We start from the raw sequence: 13,693 nt of genomic DNA, 5'->3' as shown, positions 1-13,693 counted from the left end.
CCATGCCCGCCGCTCCCCCCGCTACCGCCGCCCATAACCCGGGCGCGAAGGACTTTTCTCCGCTGCAGTGGATCGCATTGCTCGTCGTCGTCTGCAGCGCCTTCTCCTCACAGATGGTGATGCCGCTGTGGGTGGGCGCCGTGATCGACGACCTTCACCTCAGCGAGGCAGCGGCGGGGCGGATCGGCTCGTTCGAATTCATGGCGGTGGCGGTGGTCTCGCTGCTGGTGGCGTTCAGGATCCAGTCCTTTCCCACCCGCACCACCGCGGCCATCGGCATCGTGCTGCTGGTGCTGGGCAATTTCGGTTCCGCCTATGCGTCCGGCGAGGCGAGTCTGATCGCGGCGCGAATGCTGTGCGGGCTCGGCAAGGGGCTGGTGGTGGCGATCGCGTTCAGCCTCGCGGCGGGATCGTCGCGGCCGACGCGGGCATTCGCATTGCTCAACATCGTCTATGCCCTGTTCTCGACCGCCTTCTACCTGACGGTGCCCTATGCGATCCGCTGGGATGGGGCGTCAGGCGCCTTCCTGTGCATGGGTGCGGTCGCGATCATTGGTGCGCTGTTCATGGTGCGCTTCCCGGCGGAGCGGCTGACCTCCAGCGAGCTGACAGGTCTCAGCCTCAAATCCTTGCCGATGTTCGGTTATCTGGCCTTTGCGGCTTTGATCATCTTGTGGTCCGGGCACAATGTCGTCTGGACCTTCATCGAGCGCATCGGCGTGCGTGACGGCATGGACATTACCCGGATCGGCGCGGTTCTGTCTCTCTCCGCCTTCCTCACCATCGCCGGCCCGGGGCTGGTGCGGCTCTTCGATACGCGGCTGGGCTATGGCGTGCCGATGCTGGTCGCGATCACCCTCAAGGTCGTAGCGGTCTTCGTTATCGGCTTTGTGGTGAGCGACCGCGCGTTCATGATCGCGGTGCCGGCGTTCATGCTGCTGTCTCTCTTCATCACCCCCTATGTCATGGGCATCCTCTCGCTGGCGGACCCCGCCGGGCGGCTCGCCGCCGCCTCCTCGGCAGCGATGACCGCGGGCAGTTCGCTGGGAGCATGGCTGGGTGGCGCGAGCCTGGAAGCGTTCAGCTATCCTGGTCTCACCTGGACCGCCTTCATCCATTTCCTCGTCTTCACCCTGATTGTCCTGGGCGTGGCGCCGCGCGCCAATCGCTACGGCCAACTGGCCGCCGGATGATCTTCTGCCTCCTCGGAGTAGTTCAATGATCGTTTTCGCCAATTGCCGTCTGATCGACGGAACCTCGGACACCGTGTGGGAGGACCGTCACGTCCTCGTCGAGGGCAACCGCATCAAGGAAGTGTCGGATACGCCGATCAAAGCGGAGGGTGCGCGGGTGATCGACCTCGCCGGCCGCACCTTGATGCCGGGCCTGATCGATGCGCATGTCCATGTCTATTCGACGCACCTCAATTCGGACAAGGAGCGCGGCATGCCGCACACCTTGATGATGGCGCACGCCATCCATCGCGTCCGCGCGATGCTGCTGCGCGGCTTCACCACCGTGCGCGACGTCGCCGGCGGTGACTGGGGCATGAAGATGGCGGTGGAGCTCGGCCTGATCGAAGGGCCGCGCATGTTCGTGTCGGGCCGCGCGCTCGGCCAGACCGGGGGCCATGGCGACCATCGCCACCGCACCGACGACAGCGTGCCGTGCGCCTGCACCTCCGCGCTCGACATCATGACGCGCATCGCCGACGGCCCCGACCAGGTGCGCCACGCGGTGCGCGAGGAATTGCGCAAGGGAGCGGACCATATCAAGGTAATGGTCTCGGGCGGCGTCGGCAGCCCGCACGACGCACTGGAGCACACCCAATATTCGATGGACGAGGTCCGCGTCGCGGTGGAGGAGGCGACGGCGCGCGGCACCTATGTCGCCGCCCATTCCTACACCGCGAAGAGCACGCGCCGCGCGATCGAATGCGGCGTGCGCACGATCGAGCATGGCAATTTTATCGACCTCGAAACCGCGCAGTTCATGGCCGAGAAGAACGCGTTCATGGTGCCGACACTGATCTGCTACCGCGAATCCGCCGACAATGCCGACGCCTATGGCCTGCGCGCCGAGGTGAAGCGCAAGCTGGCGGAGGTCAATGCCGCCGGTCTGCAGATGCTCGAAGTCTGCCGTGACGCCGGCGTGACGATGGGCTTCGGCACCGATTTGATGGGCGAGATGATCGCCGCCCAGACCAAGGAGTTCGAGCTGCGCGCGAACGTGCTGCCGTCGATGGACATCATCCGGTCCGCCACCAGCGTCAACGCCGAGATCCTCGGCCAAACCGGCCAGCTCGGCTGCATCGCGACGGGCGCGCTGGCCGATCTGCTGGTAGTGGACGGCGATCCGGTCGCCGACATTTCACTCCTCAATGAAAGCCGGCGGGCCATTGTTGCAATCATGAAGGATGGCCGCTTCTGCACCGAGACGCTATGACCGACGACCAATCAACAGGGGTGATTTGATCAGATGGGGGCTACCGGGAAACTCGCCCGCAGTACGACTGCAATCGAAGTCGCCCGGATCCTGAAGGAACGGATCCTCGGCGGGCAATATGCCGAGGATCAGTTCATCCGCCAGGAATTGATCGCGCAGGAACTGGGCGTCAGCCGCATCCCGGTGCGCGAGGCGCTGGCGCTGCTCGAAGCCGAAGGGCTCGTCATCCGGGAGAAATATCGCGGCGCTGTGGTGCCCAAGCTGTCGCGCGAGGAGATCGAGGAGATCTATGCCTTGCGCGGGTTGCTGGAGCCCTATCTGCTCGCCGAAGCGATCGACAAGATCAATCAGGAGACGATCGACCGGCTGGTCGACATCGTCGCGCGATCCCACCAGACTGCAGACAAGACCGAATGGGCCGGCCTCAACGTGGAGTTTCACCGCGCGCTTTATGAGGCGGCGGAGCGGCCGCTCGCGCTGCAGATGCTTGATCGCCTGCTGGTGCGCGCAGATCGCTACCTGAAGATGCAGCGCTTCCTTTCGACCCAGACGCAGGAGGAAAGCGACGCCGAGCATCTGCGCATCCTCGACTGCATCAAGGCCGGCGACAAGGATGGCGCGCTGGACAGCCTGCGCCAGCACATCCAGTGGAACTCGGTCGACGTGATCCACACCGTCGGCTTCGAGGCCTGACGGGGTCTCAAGAGCGCAAGGGAAGGGCGGCCGGAGCCGCCCTTTTCGTTTACAGCGTCGCTTCGATCGCCCGTGCGGCGAGATCGGGATCCTCGGCCTGCGTGATCGGCCGGCCGATCACGAGTATCGAGGCGCCATGATCGAGCGCCTTGCGCGGCGTCACGACGCGCTTCTGGTCACCGACGACGCCGTCGGTCGGGCGCACACCAGGCACCACGAAGAAACCGTCGCGCCACAGCGCCTTGGCCGCCTTAACCTCCTCGCCCGAGCAGACGACGCCGTCGAGCCCGGCCTCGCGGGCCAGTTCGGTCAGGCGCAGCACCTGATCGTGCGGATCGCCCTTGATGCCGATCGCAGAGAGATCGTCGCCATCGAGGCTCGTCAGCACCGTCACGCCGACGACCTTGGTGCCGACAGGCGCGGCGGCCTTGGCATCCTCCATCATCGCCCGGCCGCCGGCGGCGTGGACGGTAAGGATGGCGGGTTCGAGCGGACGCAGCGCCTGCACCGCCTTGGCGACGGTGTTGGGGATGTCGTGCAGCTTCAGGTCGAGGAAGATCGGCAGGCCGGTCGCTGCGATCTCACGCACGCCGGCATGGCCGTTGGCGCAGAAGAATTCGAGGCCCAGCTTGATGCCGCCGACATGGTTGCGCACCTTGGCCGCGATCGCCTTCGCCTTTTCGATATCGGGGGTATCGAGTGCGACATAGACCGGCCCCTTCATGCGGCACCCGGCGGCACGGGGAGCGGGGAGGGCAGCAGCCGGGGCTCGGCTTCGGCTGCGGTCGCGGTTGGTTCGGTGGGCGGTGACATCGCGACCTGTTGCAACGCGCGCTCGGCGGTGTCCAGCCGTCGCCGCAATTGCCATTGCCCGGTGCGGGATATCACCAGCATCGGCACGAAGCCGATCAGGAAGACCAGCAGCAGCAGCAGCGGCAGCTTGATCTCCACGGTGATGCCCGAAAGGCTGATATCGACCTGCTTCCAGTTCTGGATCGCGAAGACGACCACCACCGCCGTGACGAGAACCCAGAACAAGGTACGCAGAAATTGCATGAAGCGAGCCCCTCGGCTTTTTGTGCCGTATCGGCATGGTGTAGGCAAAAAGCGCCGGTTTGAGAAGGCCAGGGTTCAGCCGATCTCGTCGCGGAGCGTTTCGATCAGTTCGGGGATGGCGGTCAATCGGGCCTCCTCGGCATCGACGATGGCGGTGAAGGCGGCGCGCTTGATCGCCGCCACCTCGTCGCGCCCCGGCCCCTGCCCGGCGGGCAAGGTGGAAAGCAGGATGTCGATCAGCCGGTCGGCGCCGTGGAGGCGGCCCCACAGATAGTCATTCTCGCGATAGGCGCGGCTGAAGAAGGCGCCGAAGCTGTTGAACTGGATGCCTTTCAAGGTGGCTTCGGCACCGCCGCCGCGGATCGTCACCGCGTCTTCCGGAGAAATCCGGTCGACCTTCACCGGATCGAACTCATCCATGCCCTCGCCCTGCAGCAGCGGCAAAGTGGCAAGGTCGTAGAAGGGGAAACCAAGATAGGCGAGCAGCAATGTGCGGCGCTCGGCCTTGGGCAAGGCAGCGAGCGCTTCGGCAATGCGATCGTCGGCGACGTCGTCGACGCGCGCAAGATCGCGTGCGGCGGCCAGCCGGTCGAGCAGCAGAGTCACGTCCGGATCGGGCAGGTTGGCGTCGGTGCGCAACTCGGCGCCGTAGAAATCATGGATCTGGCGATCGAGATAGAGCGCCAGCGCCTCATAGATCGCGTCGCGCATCGCGCCGAGCGAGGGCGCGAGTTCAGCATCGGCCTGTTCCTCGATCGCGGTCAATTGCCGCGCCAAGGTGCGCAGGCGGCGGATGCGGAAGCCGAGGTCATGCGCACGGAAGAACTGGATCACCGCCGGATTGGCGCCGCCGCCCGGTTCGCTCACCCGGTCGAGCCCCGCCGCCGACACCGCGACCCAGAGCAGGGGGCGCAATCGGTCGGCCGCTTCCTGCCCTTGCGTGCCGAAGCGCGAGAAGAGCAATGCGATCTCGTCGACGACGCCGGCAAGCTTGAGATGGCCATAAGCGGCATAGGCATGGCCGGCCTGCCGCGCGGCTTTCTCCTGCGCCCGCGCACGCCAATTGGCGAGGCGCACGGCGGTCGGCCGGTCGAGAAAGAAGGTCGATCCGAACATCGCTTCGATCGCGGCTTCCACTTCGGGGCGCAGCGCCTCCACGATGCGGCGGGTGCGGGCGATGCGCTGCGAGCGCGCCTCGATCGTCTCCAGATTGTCGCGGATCGGCTGTTCGCGCGGAATGTCCGACAGTGCCCCCAGGATGGTCGAGAAGAAGCCCGGCGGCTTGGCGTCGCCCTTCTCGTCGACGCCGCCGTCGAAGCTGATGCTGCGCAGCCTCGGCTTGGGGTCGATATAGACGAAGCGGCGATCGACCTCGCGCCGCGCCGGGCGGCTCTTGAGCGCGTCGATCGCGGGGCGGAACGGCGCGTTGGCGAGCACCGAGCCATCGATCAGCACCGCATCTGCCGCCTTGCCGAGCGCCGCGTGGCGCGGCAGCGCGCGGGCCAGGAAGGCATCGCGTTCGGGCCAGCTCTTCGCGCGATCCTTCAGTACCGCATCCAGTTCGCCGACGACGAAGGGCGGGAAGGCGCCGGGGAAGCTGGCGGTGGCGCGCGCGGCGAAGGCGAGTTCGGCGGGATGCGCCAGGCGCCCCGCGCCAGTCTGGCCCCCGGTCGAAAAGCCGATGGTCAGCCGATGCTCGGTCTCGATCACCTCCGCCGGGCTGTGCAGCCGCAGCTTCTGCGGATGGCCGTGGAAGTCGGTAACGGTGACGAACAGGTCGAGCGGCTGGCCGGGCGGCAGCAGGCTGGGGCCATTGCCGCTCGCCGCCATCGCGTCGAGGGCGTCGAGCAGCAGCCCGTCGAACACCTTTCCGCCGAACGGGGGCGCGAACCAGCGCGCGCGCACGAAGCGGGAGAGCTTGGCGCGCACCTCGTCCCGCGTGTCGGCATCGACGGTTTCGTCGATCGTGCCGCTGCGGTTGGCGGCGAGCCAGACGATCGGCTGCGCCCAGATCTTGGTGAAGCGCGAGAAGGGCTGGGCATCGGGATCGAGCAGCACCTCGACATCGGCGCGCTCGAGCCAGAGGTCGGTCAGCGGATCGAGCGACTGGCCGGTCACGATCGCCTGCGACAGAAAGACGCCGTTGATCCCGCCGGCGCTGGCACCCGCGACGATATCGTTGAGCACGCGCAACCGAACGCCCGCCGATTGCTCGATCCGTTCGAGCAGCCGGCGATAGACCGCCTCGGTCTCCGGCGCGTCCGAGGGTGTCGCCTCGTCCGCATGATGATCGCGGCTCGCGCGCACGAGGTGCCAGACTTCCTTGGTCACCCCATGCATGTAGACCGCGAGGCTGATCCCGCCGTAGCAGACGAGAGCCAGCCGCAACTCCTTCTCCCGCATCGCTTAACCGTGGCAGTTGCGGTTGCGGATGTCGAGCCGGTAGCCGGCAGGGCTCATGCGAAGTCGAGCTTCGCCCAGATCGGCAGGTGGTCGGATGCGGTGCGCGAGATCGAGCTGGCGTGCACGCCGCATTCCCTGACCGAAAATTTGTCGTTCACCATGATGCGGTCGAGCCGGGCTATCGGGCGGCGCGCGTGAAAACTGGGGCCGGTATCGGCGAAACGGAAATGGCTGCCGAAATCGCGCAGGCAGCCGCGGGCCGCGGTCCATTCGTTAAGATCGCCCGCCATCACTGTCGGCAGCTTTTCCGCCTCATGGTCGATCGCGGCGATGATCGCGTGCGCCTGCCGCCGGCGCCACAGCCCGGAAAGATCGAGATGCATGCCGACAATCCGCACGGCGTGCCGGCCGATCCGGACATCCGCCATCACCGCGCCGCGCGGTTCGAGCGCGGGCAGATGGAGGACGCGCTGCGCGAGGACTTCGGTGCCGCTGCGGACAAGAATGGCGTTGCCATGCCAGCCGAGCCCGCCGGCGCGCACCGCGAAGTCGATCGGATCATAGCCGCTATGTTCGGCGATGAGGTGAGGGGGCAATGCCGCCTGGCGCGCGCCGAAGCGACGATCGGCCTCCTGCAGCAGGATGATGTCGGCATCGATCTCCGCCAGCACTTCCAGGATGCGTTCCGGGCGGCGGCGGCGATCGGTGCCGATCGCCTTGCGGATGTTATAGCTGGCGACGGTGATCATGGCTCTGGCTGTGACGGTTGCAATCGAACGGCGCAACCGCCGCATGGTTCCGCACCGGCTTGTCGGGCGCGATGGGAACGAATAAGGAACGCTTATGGCCAAACCCCAGAAGCGCTACGTCTGCCAGAGCTGCGGCTCGGTCACTTCAAAATGGCAGGGGCAATGTGTCGATTGCGGCGAATGGAACACGCTGGTCGAGGAAGCCGGCGCGGTGGTCACGCCCTTCCAGGCCAAGCATAATCTGCAGGGCGGCGGCCGGATGGTACAGATGGTGGCGCTCGATACGGACATCCCGTTACCGGCGCGGCGCCCCACCGGGATTGGCGAGCTCGATCGTGCGCTGGGCGGCGGCTTCGTCGAGGGCTCGGCGACCCTGATCGGCGGCGATCCCGGCATTGGCAAGTCGACATTGCTGCTGCAGGCCGCAGCGCTGCTTGCGACGAAGGGGGCGGTGGTCGCCTATGTCTCCGGCGAGGAAGCGGCCGATCAGGTGCGGTTGCGCGCGCGCCGGCTGGGGCTGGGCGATGCGCCGGTCCAGCTGGCGGCAGCGACGTCGGTGCGGGACATCCTGACAACACTGGGCGCCGACCGCGCGCCCGACCTGCTGGTGATCGATTCGATCCAGACGATGCACAGCGATCTGATCGAGGGCGCGCCCGGCACCGTCAGCCAGGTGCGCGCCTCCGCGCAGGAACTGATCCGCTTCGCCAAGGAGCGCGGCACCGCGCTGGTGCTGGTGGGCCATGTCACCAAGGACGGCACCATCGCGGGCCCGCGCGTGCTGGAGCATATGGTCGATACCGTGCTCGCCTTCGAAGGGGAGCGCAGCCATCAGTATCGCATCCTGCGCGCGATCAAGAACCGCTTCGGCGGCACCGACGAGATCGGCGTCTTCTCGATGGCGGAGCAGGGCCTGGCCGAGGTTTCCAACCCCTCCGCGCTGTTCCTCACCAGCCGCGACGAGACGGTCAGCGGCACCACTGTGTTTCCCGCGCTGGAGGGCACGCGACCGGTGCTGATCGAGATCCAGGCGCTGACCGTGCGGCTGGCGAGCGGGGCGACGCCGCGCCGTGCGGTGGTGGGCTGGGACAGCGGGCGCCTCGCGATGATCCTCGCGGTGCTGGAGGCGCGGTGCGGGCTCAGCTTCTCGACCTGCGAGGTCTATCTGAACGTCGCCGGCGGCTATCGCCTGTCGGACCCCGCCGCCGACCTTGCGGTTGCGGTCGCGCTGATTTCCGCACTGTCCGAACAGCCGGTGCCGACCGATACCGTCGTGTTCGGGGAGGTGGCGCTGTCGGGCGAGGTCCGGCCGGTCGCGCATGGCGCGCTGCGGCTGAAGGAAGCCGCCAAGCTGGGGTTCGAGCGCGCGATGCTGCCGCAGGCGCTGTCGAAGGATGCGGCGCCGCTGCGCACGATGGGCTTCCCGACGCTCGGCGCGCTCGTTGACCATATGCTCTCGCGCGGATAGCGAGGGGCCGGACGCGGGCATCCAGCCCGCGATCGACGATTTTTTGGACGCAATGGACGCCACCGCCCTCGACATTCTCGTGCTGCTGATCGTCGGCGGCGCAGCGGCGTTCGGCGGCTGGCGCGGCTTCGTGACCGAGGCGCTGGCGCTTGCGGCCTGGGTGGTTGCGATCTTCGCGCTGAAGATGATGCATTCGCCGGTCGCGGCCTTCCTGCTCGACCCGGTCGGCAGCGCCCCGGGGGCGGCGATCCTCGCCTTCATTCTCGTGTTCGGCGTGAGCTTCATCGCGGCGCGGATCGTTGCACGGGCGATCGGCAATCGGGTGAAGCAATCGGTGCTCGGGCCGTTCGATCGGCTACTGGGCATCGGTTTCGGTGCGCTCAAGGGGTTGATCGGCGCCACTCTGCTCTATCTTCTGGTGGTGCTGGTGCTTGAAACGATCGACGCGCGTGCGCCCAAGTCTGCCTGGATCGTCGATGCGCGCAGCTATCCCCTGCTCAACGCCAGCGGTCGCGCGCTGGTCGATTTCGTCCAGTCGCGCCGGCGCGCGATCGCCGATGACGAGACCGGAAGCGCCTCCAGATGACCGCACCGCTGTACAATGCCCGCATCCTTCGCCTCGCGGCATCGATCCCGCATCTCGGCCGCCTGCCCGAACCGGGCGGCAGCGCCGAGCGGCGTTCGCCGATCTGCGGCAGCCGCGTGACGGTGGACGTGACGGCGGATGGCGAGGGCCGCATCGCGACGATCGGGCTCGATGTGCGCGCCTGCGCGCTGGGGCAGGCAAGTTCGGCGCTGATGGCGGAGCATGCGATCGGGCGGTCGCTTGCGGAAATCGCGGCAGCGCGCGCCGCGCTCACCGAATTCCTGGCCGGCACCCGTGACGATCCCGGCGACTGGCCGGGTCTGGAAATCTTCGGGCCGGCGCGCCCGCACAGCGCGCGGCACCCCTCGATCCGCCTCTCGTTCGAGGCGGTCGAGGCGGCGCTTGCCGAGGCCAGCCGCAGCAGCGGGCAGAACTGATGGACGGCGGCGCGCATGGCGGCGCGCTGATGCTGATGGATGGCGTCATCCTGCTCGGGACGGCGCTGGTCTTCGTGCTGATCTTCCGCCGATTGGGGCTGGGTGCGACGCTGGGCTATCTCGTCGCCGGTGCCGTGATCGGCCCGCAGATGCTCAACCTCGTCGGCGATGCGCAGAGCAAGCTCGGCGTTGCCGAACTGGGCATCACCTTGCTGCTGTTCCTTGTCGGGCTGGAATTGACGCCCGCGCGGCTGTGGCGGCTGAAGCACGACATTTTCGGTTTCGGCGCGGCGCAGGTGGTGCTGTGCGGCGTTGCAATCACGCTGGTGGTCTGGTGGTTCACGCCCTTTTCCTTTGCGGCATCGATCGCGCTGGGCCTGCCGCTGGCGCTGTCTTCCACCGCACAGGTGCTGCCGATGCTGCAGTCGGCCGGCCGCCTGCGGACGCCCTTCGGTGAGCGCGCCTTTTCGATCCTGCTGTTCCAGGATCTCTCGATCGTGCCGCTGATCACGATCATCGCCGCCCTCTCGCGCGCGCCGGCCGATCCCAGCGCGCCGCCGGGTTGGCTGCTCGCGGTCTACACCATCCTCGCGATCGTCGGGCTGGTGCTGGCGGGGCGTTTCATCCTCAATCCGATGTTCAAGCTGATCGGCGGGCTCGGCGAACGCGAGATGTTCATCGCCGCCGGGCTGTTCACGGTGGTCGCGAGCGCCGCAGTGATGCAGTCGCTGCATCTCTCGGCCGCGCTCGGCGCGTTCGTCGCGGGCGTGATGCTCGCCGATTCGCCCTATCGGCACGAACTTGAAGCCGATGTCGAACCCTTCCGTTCGCTGCTGCTCGGCCTGTTCTTCGTCGCGGTCGGCATGTTGCTCGATCTGCGCGCGATCGCGGAGCGGCCCTTCTTCGTGCTGGGCATGGCGGCGGCGCTGATCGTGACCAAGGCGGTCATCATGATCGGCATCGGCCGCATCGCCGGCATGGCGTGGCGGCCCGCGCTCGGCCTCGGCCTGCTGCTCAGCCAGGGGGGCGAGTTCGGGTTCGTGCTGTTCGCGCAGGCGCAGTCCGCGCTGCTGATCGCGCCCGAGGCGGCGAGCCTGTTCAGCGCGGTCGTCACGCTGTCGATGGCGACCACGCCTTTCCTGATGATGATCTCGCGCCGGTTCCGCGAAGAACCGATCGCGGCGCGCGACGATCTGCAGGGGCCGGAAAACGTCGCCGGCGCCAGCGCGATCATCGTCGGCTATGGCCGGTTCGGGCAGACCGTGGCGCAGATGCTCACGGCCCAGCGGATTCCGCTGACATTGATCGATTCGAACCCGCTGCAGATCGACATCAGCACCGCGTTCGGCGCCAAGGTCTATTATGGCGACGGCACGCGCATCGACCTGTTGCGGGGCGCGGGCGCCGAGGAGGCGGGGCTGATCCTGTTCTGCCTCGATGGTCAGTCGGTGGATGCCAACATGCTCCACCCGATCTCGCTGGCCTTCCCGCAGGCGAAGATCTTCGTGCGCGCGTTCGACCGGCGGCAGTTGATGCGGCTTGCCGGGGCCGAGGTGACGGCGGTGCGCGAAGTCTATGAATCGGCGATCGAGATGGCGCGCCAGGCGATGGTGATGCTGGAGATCGAGGAAGACGAGATCGACCGTACCGAAGCGGACTATCGACGCATCGATGCCGACCGGCTGGATCGCCAGATCGCGGCCGGAGACCTGCGCGCCGGCAAGGACATGATGCTGCGGCCCGGCGTACTGCCAGAGGAGCATATATGATTGCCAGGCGTGATCCGATGTTGGCCTTCGCGGCGTTCAGCGCTGCGGTGGCGATCGCGGCGGGCGCGTTCGGCGCGCATGGCGTGACCGGGCAGCCGGCGGAATGGCTGAAGACCGGCGGGCTCTATCAACTCGTCCACGCCGTTGCGGTGGCGGCGATGACGGGACGGATCGTGGCGCGGGGCCCCTCGGCGTTGCTGATGGCGGGATCGCTGATCTTCGCCGGCACGCTCTATGCGATGGCGTTCGCCGGGCCGCGCTGGCTGGGGATGGTCACGCCGATCGGCGGCGTACTGATGATCGCCGGCTGGATCTGGCTGGGGCTGCGGCCGTTCAGGCGCTGAGCGGCAGGGCGCCGGTCAGCGCGGCTCCGCGTCGAGGAAGTCGGCCACGTCGGTGAGTTCGACCTGCTTGTCGACGAACGCGGCACCGATGCCGCGTGCGAGGATGAAGGGCACGCGGCCGCCGCTCTTCTTCTTGTCGTGCGCCATATGGCCAGCCAGGACCGCGCCCGACGCCGACACGCCGGCGTCCGCCAGGCCCTGCGGCAGCCCGGCGGCGCGCAGGTGGGCTGCGACCCGGCCGGCATCCTGCGCCTCGCACAGCCCGCGACGCGCGGAATAGCGGAACGCCAGCGCCATGCCGGCGGCAACCGCCTCGCCATGCAGCAGCCGGTCCGAATAGCCGGTCTCGGCTTCGAGTGCGTGGCCGAAGGTGTGGCCGAGGTTGAGCAGCGCGCGGTGATCCGCGGTCTCGCGCTCGTCCGCAGCGACGATGCGGGCCTTTGCACGTACGCTCATTTCGATCGCATAGGCACGCGCATCGGCATCGCCGGCGAGCAACGCGGCGCTGTTCGCCTCGCACCACTGATAGAAGTCGAAATCGCCGAGCAGGCCATATTTGACGACCTCGGCATAGCCGGCGGCAACCTCGCGGCGGGGCAGCGTGTCGAGCACGGTCGGATCGATCAGCACGAAGCGCGGCTGATGGAAGGCGCCGACCAGATTCTTGCCATGCGCGCTGTTGATCGCGGTCTTGCCGCCCACCGACGAGTCGACCTGCGAGAGCAAGGTGGTCGGGATCTGGATGAAGTCGCAGCCGCGCTTCACGATCGACGCTGCGAAACCCACGAGATCGCCGATCACGCCGCCGCCCAGCGCGATGATCGATTCGGAGCGCTCGACCTCCAGCGCCAAGAGCTGTTCGGTAAGGCTGCGCAGGATGTCCCAGTTTTTGGTGCCTTCGCCCGGCGGCAGCACGATCCGCTCGATGCGGACGCCCGCGGCGGCCAGCGCTGCCTCGAGCCGGCCGAACTGGTGATGGTGCACATTCTCTTCGGTGACCACGATCCAGCGGCGGCCGCGCTGCCAGGGCGTCAGCAATTCGGCCGCGCGGTCGATCGCGCCGGCTTCGATCAGGATGTCATAGCTGCGATCGCCGAGGGCGACGGGAACGAGGGTCATCGGCGAAGGGCATCCAGTATGGCGTTGACGGCGTGATCGTGCGGCTGCGGCTTGCTATGGATGTGGATCGCCGCCTGCGCGTAGACCGGATTGCGGACGGCGGCGAGTTCGCGCAGCACGACCTGCGGATCCTTGTCCTTGAGCAGAGGCCGGTCGTCGCGGCGACCGACGCGCTCGGCGAGCACATCGATATCGGCATCGAGCCACACCGAAATCGCATGTTCGAGGATCAGGGCGCGGGTGGCATCGGCCATGAACGCGCCGCCGCCGGTTGCGATCACCTTGGGCGTGCCATCGATCAGACGGGCGATCACCCGACGTTCGCCATCGCGGAACGCGGATTCGCCGTAGCGCGCGAACATCTCGGTGATCGTCATGTCCGCGGCGCGTTCGATCTCATGATCGGCATCGACGAACGGCAGCTCGAGCCGTGCGGCGAGGCGCTTGCCGACCGTCGATTTGCCCACGCCCATCAGCCCGACGAGCACGATCGGCCTGTCGACACGAGGCAAGGGTGCGGCCGGGGGAGTGACTGTGTTTCCGAGCATTGCGGCGGGGGCTATACATAAGCCGGGGCGATCGGGCAAAAGCGCGTCGCAATGGGCACCGGCGGTCGGGATCGGG

Annotated in this window: 14 protein-coding genes; 8 read left to right on the top strand and 6 right to left on the bottom strand. The window is 67.4% G+C overall.

Annotated features, from left to right (window positions below; all coding sequences use genetic code 11):
- Positions 1–2 precede the first annotated feature (2 nt).
- The 3 genes from FHS96_RS06960 to FHS96_RS06950 are packed head-to-tail and all read left to right on the top strand — an operon-like array spanning position 3 to position 3,138.
- Entirely contained in the window at positions 3–1,193 is a 1,191-nt protein-coding gene (locus FHS96_RS06960; protein WP_429588745.1) for an MFS transporter, read from the top strand.
- 25 nt (positions 1,194–1,218) lie between these two features.
- Positions 1,219–2,445 carry a metal-dependent hydrolase family protein gene (locus FHS96_RS06955; RefSeq protein WP_429588744.1) on the top strand — a complete coding sequence of 409 codons (1,227 nt, stop codon included), beginning with the start codon at positions 1,219–1,221 and terminating at the stop codon, positions 2,443–2,445.
- 33 nt (positions 2,446–2,478) lie between these two features.
- Positions 2,479–3,138, top strand: a complete 660-nt coding sequence (locus FHS96_RS06950; RefSeq protein WP_429588743.1) for a GntR family transcriptional regulator — start codon at positions 2,479–2,481, stop codon at positions 3,136–3,138.
- Between the two features lie 49 nt (positions 3,139–3,187).
- Here the strand turns inward: FHS96_RS06950 and pyrF are convergent, their stop codons facing one another.
- The 4 genes from pyrF to FHS96_RS06930 all read right to left on the bottom strand — a co-directional run bounded on the left by pyrF (position 3,188) and on the right by FHS96_RS06930 (position 7,346).
- Positions 3,188–3,862, bottom strand: coding sequence for an orotidine-5'-phosphate decarboxylase (pyrF, locus tag FHS96_RS06945; RefSeq protein WP_429588742.1), 675 nt, complete (start codon positions 3,860–3,862; stop codon positions 3,188–3,190).
- Entirely contained in the window at positions 3,859–4,194 is a 336-nt protein-coding gene (locus tag FHS96_RS06940) for a lipopolysaccharide assembly protein LapA domain-containing protein (protein ID WP_429588741.1), read from the bottom strand. Before FHS96_RS06940 ends, pyrF begins: the two co-directional genes overlap by 4 nt.
- A gap of 75 nt (positions 4,195–4,269) precedes the next feature.
- The gene (locus FHS96_RS06935) at positions 4,270–6,597 is read right to left on the bottom strand and encodes a patatin-like protein (RefSeq protein ID WP_429588740.1); all 2,328 of its coding nucleotides are present in this window, start codon (positions 6,595–6,597) and stop codon (positions 4,270–4,272) included.
- Positions 6,598–6,650: 53 nt separating this feature from the next.
- Entirely contained in the window at positions 6,651–7,346 is a 696-nt protein-coding gene (locus tag FHS96_RS06930; protein ID WP_429588739.1) for an endonuclease/exonuclease/phosphatase family protein, read from the bottom strand.
- Positions 7,347–7,440: 94 nt separating this feature from the next.
- On the opposite strand from FHS96_RS06930, the gene radA reads away from it, so the two are divergent.
- From radA to FHS96_RS06905, 5 genes are read left to right on the top strand one after another with little or no spacing between them, the layout of a single operon-like run.
- Entirely contained in the window at positions 7,441–8,814 is a 1,374-nt protein-coding gene (gene radA, locus FHS96_RS06925) for a DNA repair protein RadA (protein WP_429588738.1), read from the top strand.
- 52 nt (positions 8,815–8,866) lie between these two features.
- Positions 8,867–9,400 (top strand): CvpA family protein, encoded by a 534-nt coding sequence (locus tag FHS96_RS06920; protein ID WP_429589666.1) that lies wholly within the window; start codon positions 8,867–8,869, stop codon positions 9,398–9,400.
- Positions 9,397–9,837 (top strand): iron-sulfur cluster assembly scaffold protein, encoded by a 441-nt coding sequence (locus tag FHS96_RS06915; RefSeq protein ID WP_429588737.1) that lies wholly within the window; start codon positions 9,397–9,399, stop codon positions 9,835–9,837. The genes FHS96_RS06920 and FHS96_RS06915 overlap by 4 nt, the downstream gene beginning before the upstream one ends.
- Positions 9,837–11,606, top strand: coding sequence for a cation:proton antiporter domain-containing protein (locus FHS96_RS06910; protein WP_429588736.1), 1,770 nt, complete (start codon positions 9,837–9,839; stop codon positions 11,604–11,606). Before FHS96_RS06915 ends, FHS96_RS06910 begins: the two co-directional genes overlap by 1 nt.
- On the top strand, positions 11,603–11,950 hold the full coding sequence (locus tag FHS96_RS06905; protein WP_429588735.1) for a DUF423 domain-containing protein: 348 nt from the start codon (positions 11,603–11,605) through the stop codon (positions 11,948–11,950). The genes FHS96_RS06910 and FHS96_RS06905 overlap by 4 nt, the downstream gene beginning before the upstream one ends.
- A gap of 15 nt (positions 11,951–11,965) precedes the next feature.
- Here FHS96_RS06905 and aroB read toward each other — a convergent pair whose 3' ends face one another.
- The gene (gene aroB / locus FHS96_RS06900; RefSeq protein ID WP_429588734.1) at positions 11,966–13,069 is read right to left on the bottom strand and encodes a 3-dehydroquinate synthase; all 1,104 of its coding nucleotides are present in this window, start codon (positions 13,067–13,069) and stop codon (positions 11,966–11,968) included.
- Positions 13,066–13,617: a shikimate kinase gene (locus tag FHS96_RS06895; protein WP_429588733.1), complete on the bottom strand. Its 552-nt coding sequence runs from the start codon at positions 13,615–13,617 to the stop codon at positions 13,066–13,068. Before FHS96_RS06895 ends, aroB begins: the two co-directional genes overlap by 4 nt.
- Positions 13,618–13,693 lie beyond the last annotated feature (76 nt).

Origin of the sequence: Sphingomonas zeicaulis (assembly GCF_050433225.1) — a bacterium.
In the GTDB taxonomy this organism is placed as follows: domain Bacteria; phylum Pseudomonadota; class Alphaproteobacteria; order Sphingomonadales; family Sphingomonadaceae; genus Sphingomonas_D; species Sphingomonas_D zeicaulis.
The sequence above is the reverse complement of the archived record's forward strand: the minus strand, read 5'-3'. Positions and strand labels throughout refer to the sequence as shown.

Coding starts and splice junctions, on each gene's coding strand:
- FHS96_RS06960 (WP_429588745.1), top strand. CDS start 3: ATGCCCGCCGCTCCCCCCGCTACCGCCGCCCATAACCCGGGCGCGAAG.
- FHS96_RS06955 (WP_429588744.1), top strand. CDS start 1,219: ATGATCGTTTTCGCCAATTGCCGTCTGATCGACGGAACCTCGGACACC.
- FHS96_RS06950 (WP_429588743.1), top strand. CDS start 2,479: ATGGGGGCTACCGGGAAACTCGCCCGCAGTACGACTGCAATCGAAGTC.
- pyrF (WP_429588742.1), bottom strand. CDS start 3,862: ATGAAGGGGCCGGTCTATGTCGCACTCGATACCCCCGATATCGAAAAG.
- FHS96_RS06940 (WP_429588741.1), bottom strand. CDS start 4,194: ATGCAATTTCTGCGTACCTTGTTCTGGGTTCTCGTCACGGCGGTGGTG.
- FHS96_RS06935 (WP_429588740.1), bottom strand. CDS start 6,597: ATGCGGGAGAAGGAGTTGCGGCTGGCTCTCGTCTGCTACGGCGGGATC.
- FHS96_RS06930 (WP_429588739.1), bottom strand. CDS start 7,346: ATGATCACCGTCGCCAGCTATAACATCCGCAAGGCGATCGGCACCGAT.
- radA (WP_429588738.1), top strand. CDS start 7,441: ATGGCCAAACCCCAGAAGCGCTACGTCTGCCAGAGCTGCGGCTCGGTC.
- FHS96_RS06920 (WP_429589666.1), top strand. CDS start 8,867: ATGGACGCCACCGCCCTCGACATTCTCGTGCTGCTGATCGTCGGCGGC.
- FHS96_RS06915 (WP_429588737.1), top strand. CDS start 9,397: ATGACCGCACCGCTGTACAATGCCCGCATCCTTCGCCTCGCGGCATCG.
- FHS96_RS06910 (WP_429588736.1), top strand. CDS start 9,837: ATGGACGGCGGCGCGCATGGCGGCGCGCTGATGCTGATGGATGGCGTC.
- FHS96_RS06905 (WP_429588735.1), top strand. CDS start 11,603: ATGATTGCCAGGCGTGATCCGATGTTGGCCTTCGCGGCGTTCAGCGCT.
- aroB (WP_429588734.1), bottom strand. CDS start 13,069: ATGACCCTCGTTCCCGTCGCCCTCGGCGATCGCAGCTATGACATCCTG.
- FHS96_RS06895 (WP_429588733.1), bottom strand. CDS start 13,617: ATGCTCGGAAACACAGTCACTCCCCCGGCCGCACCCTTGCCTCGTGTC.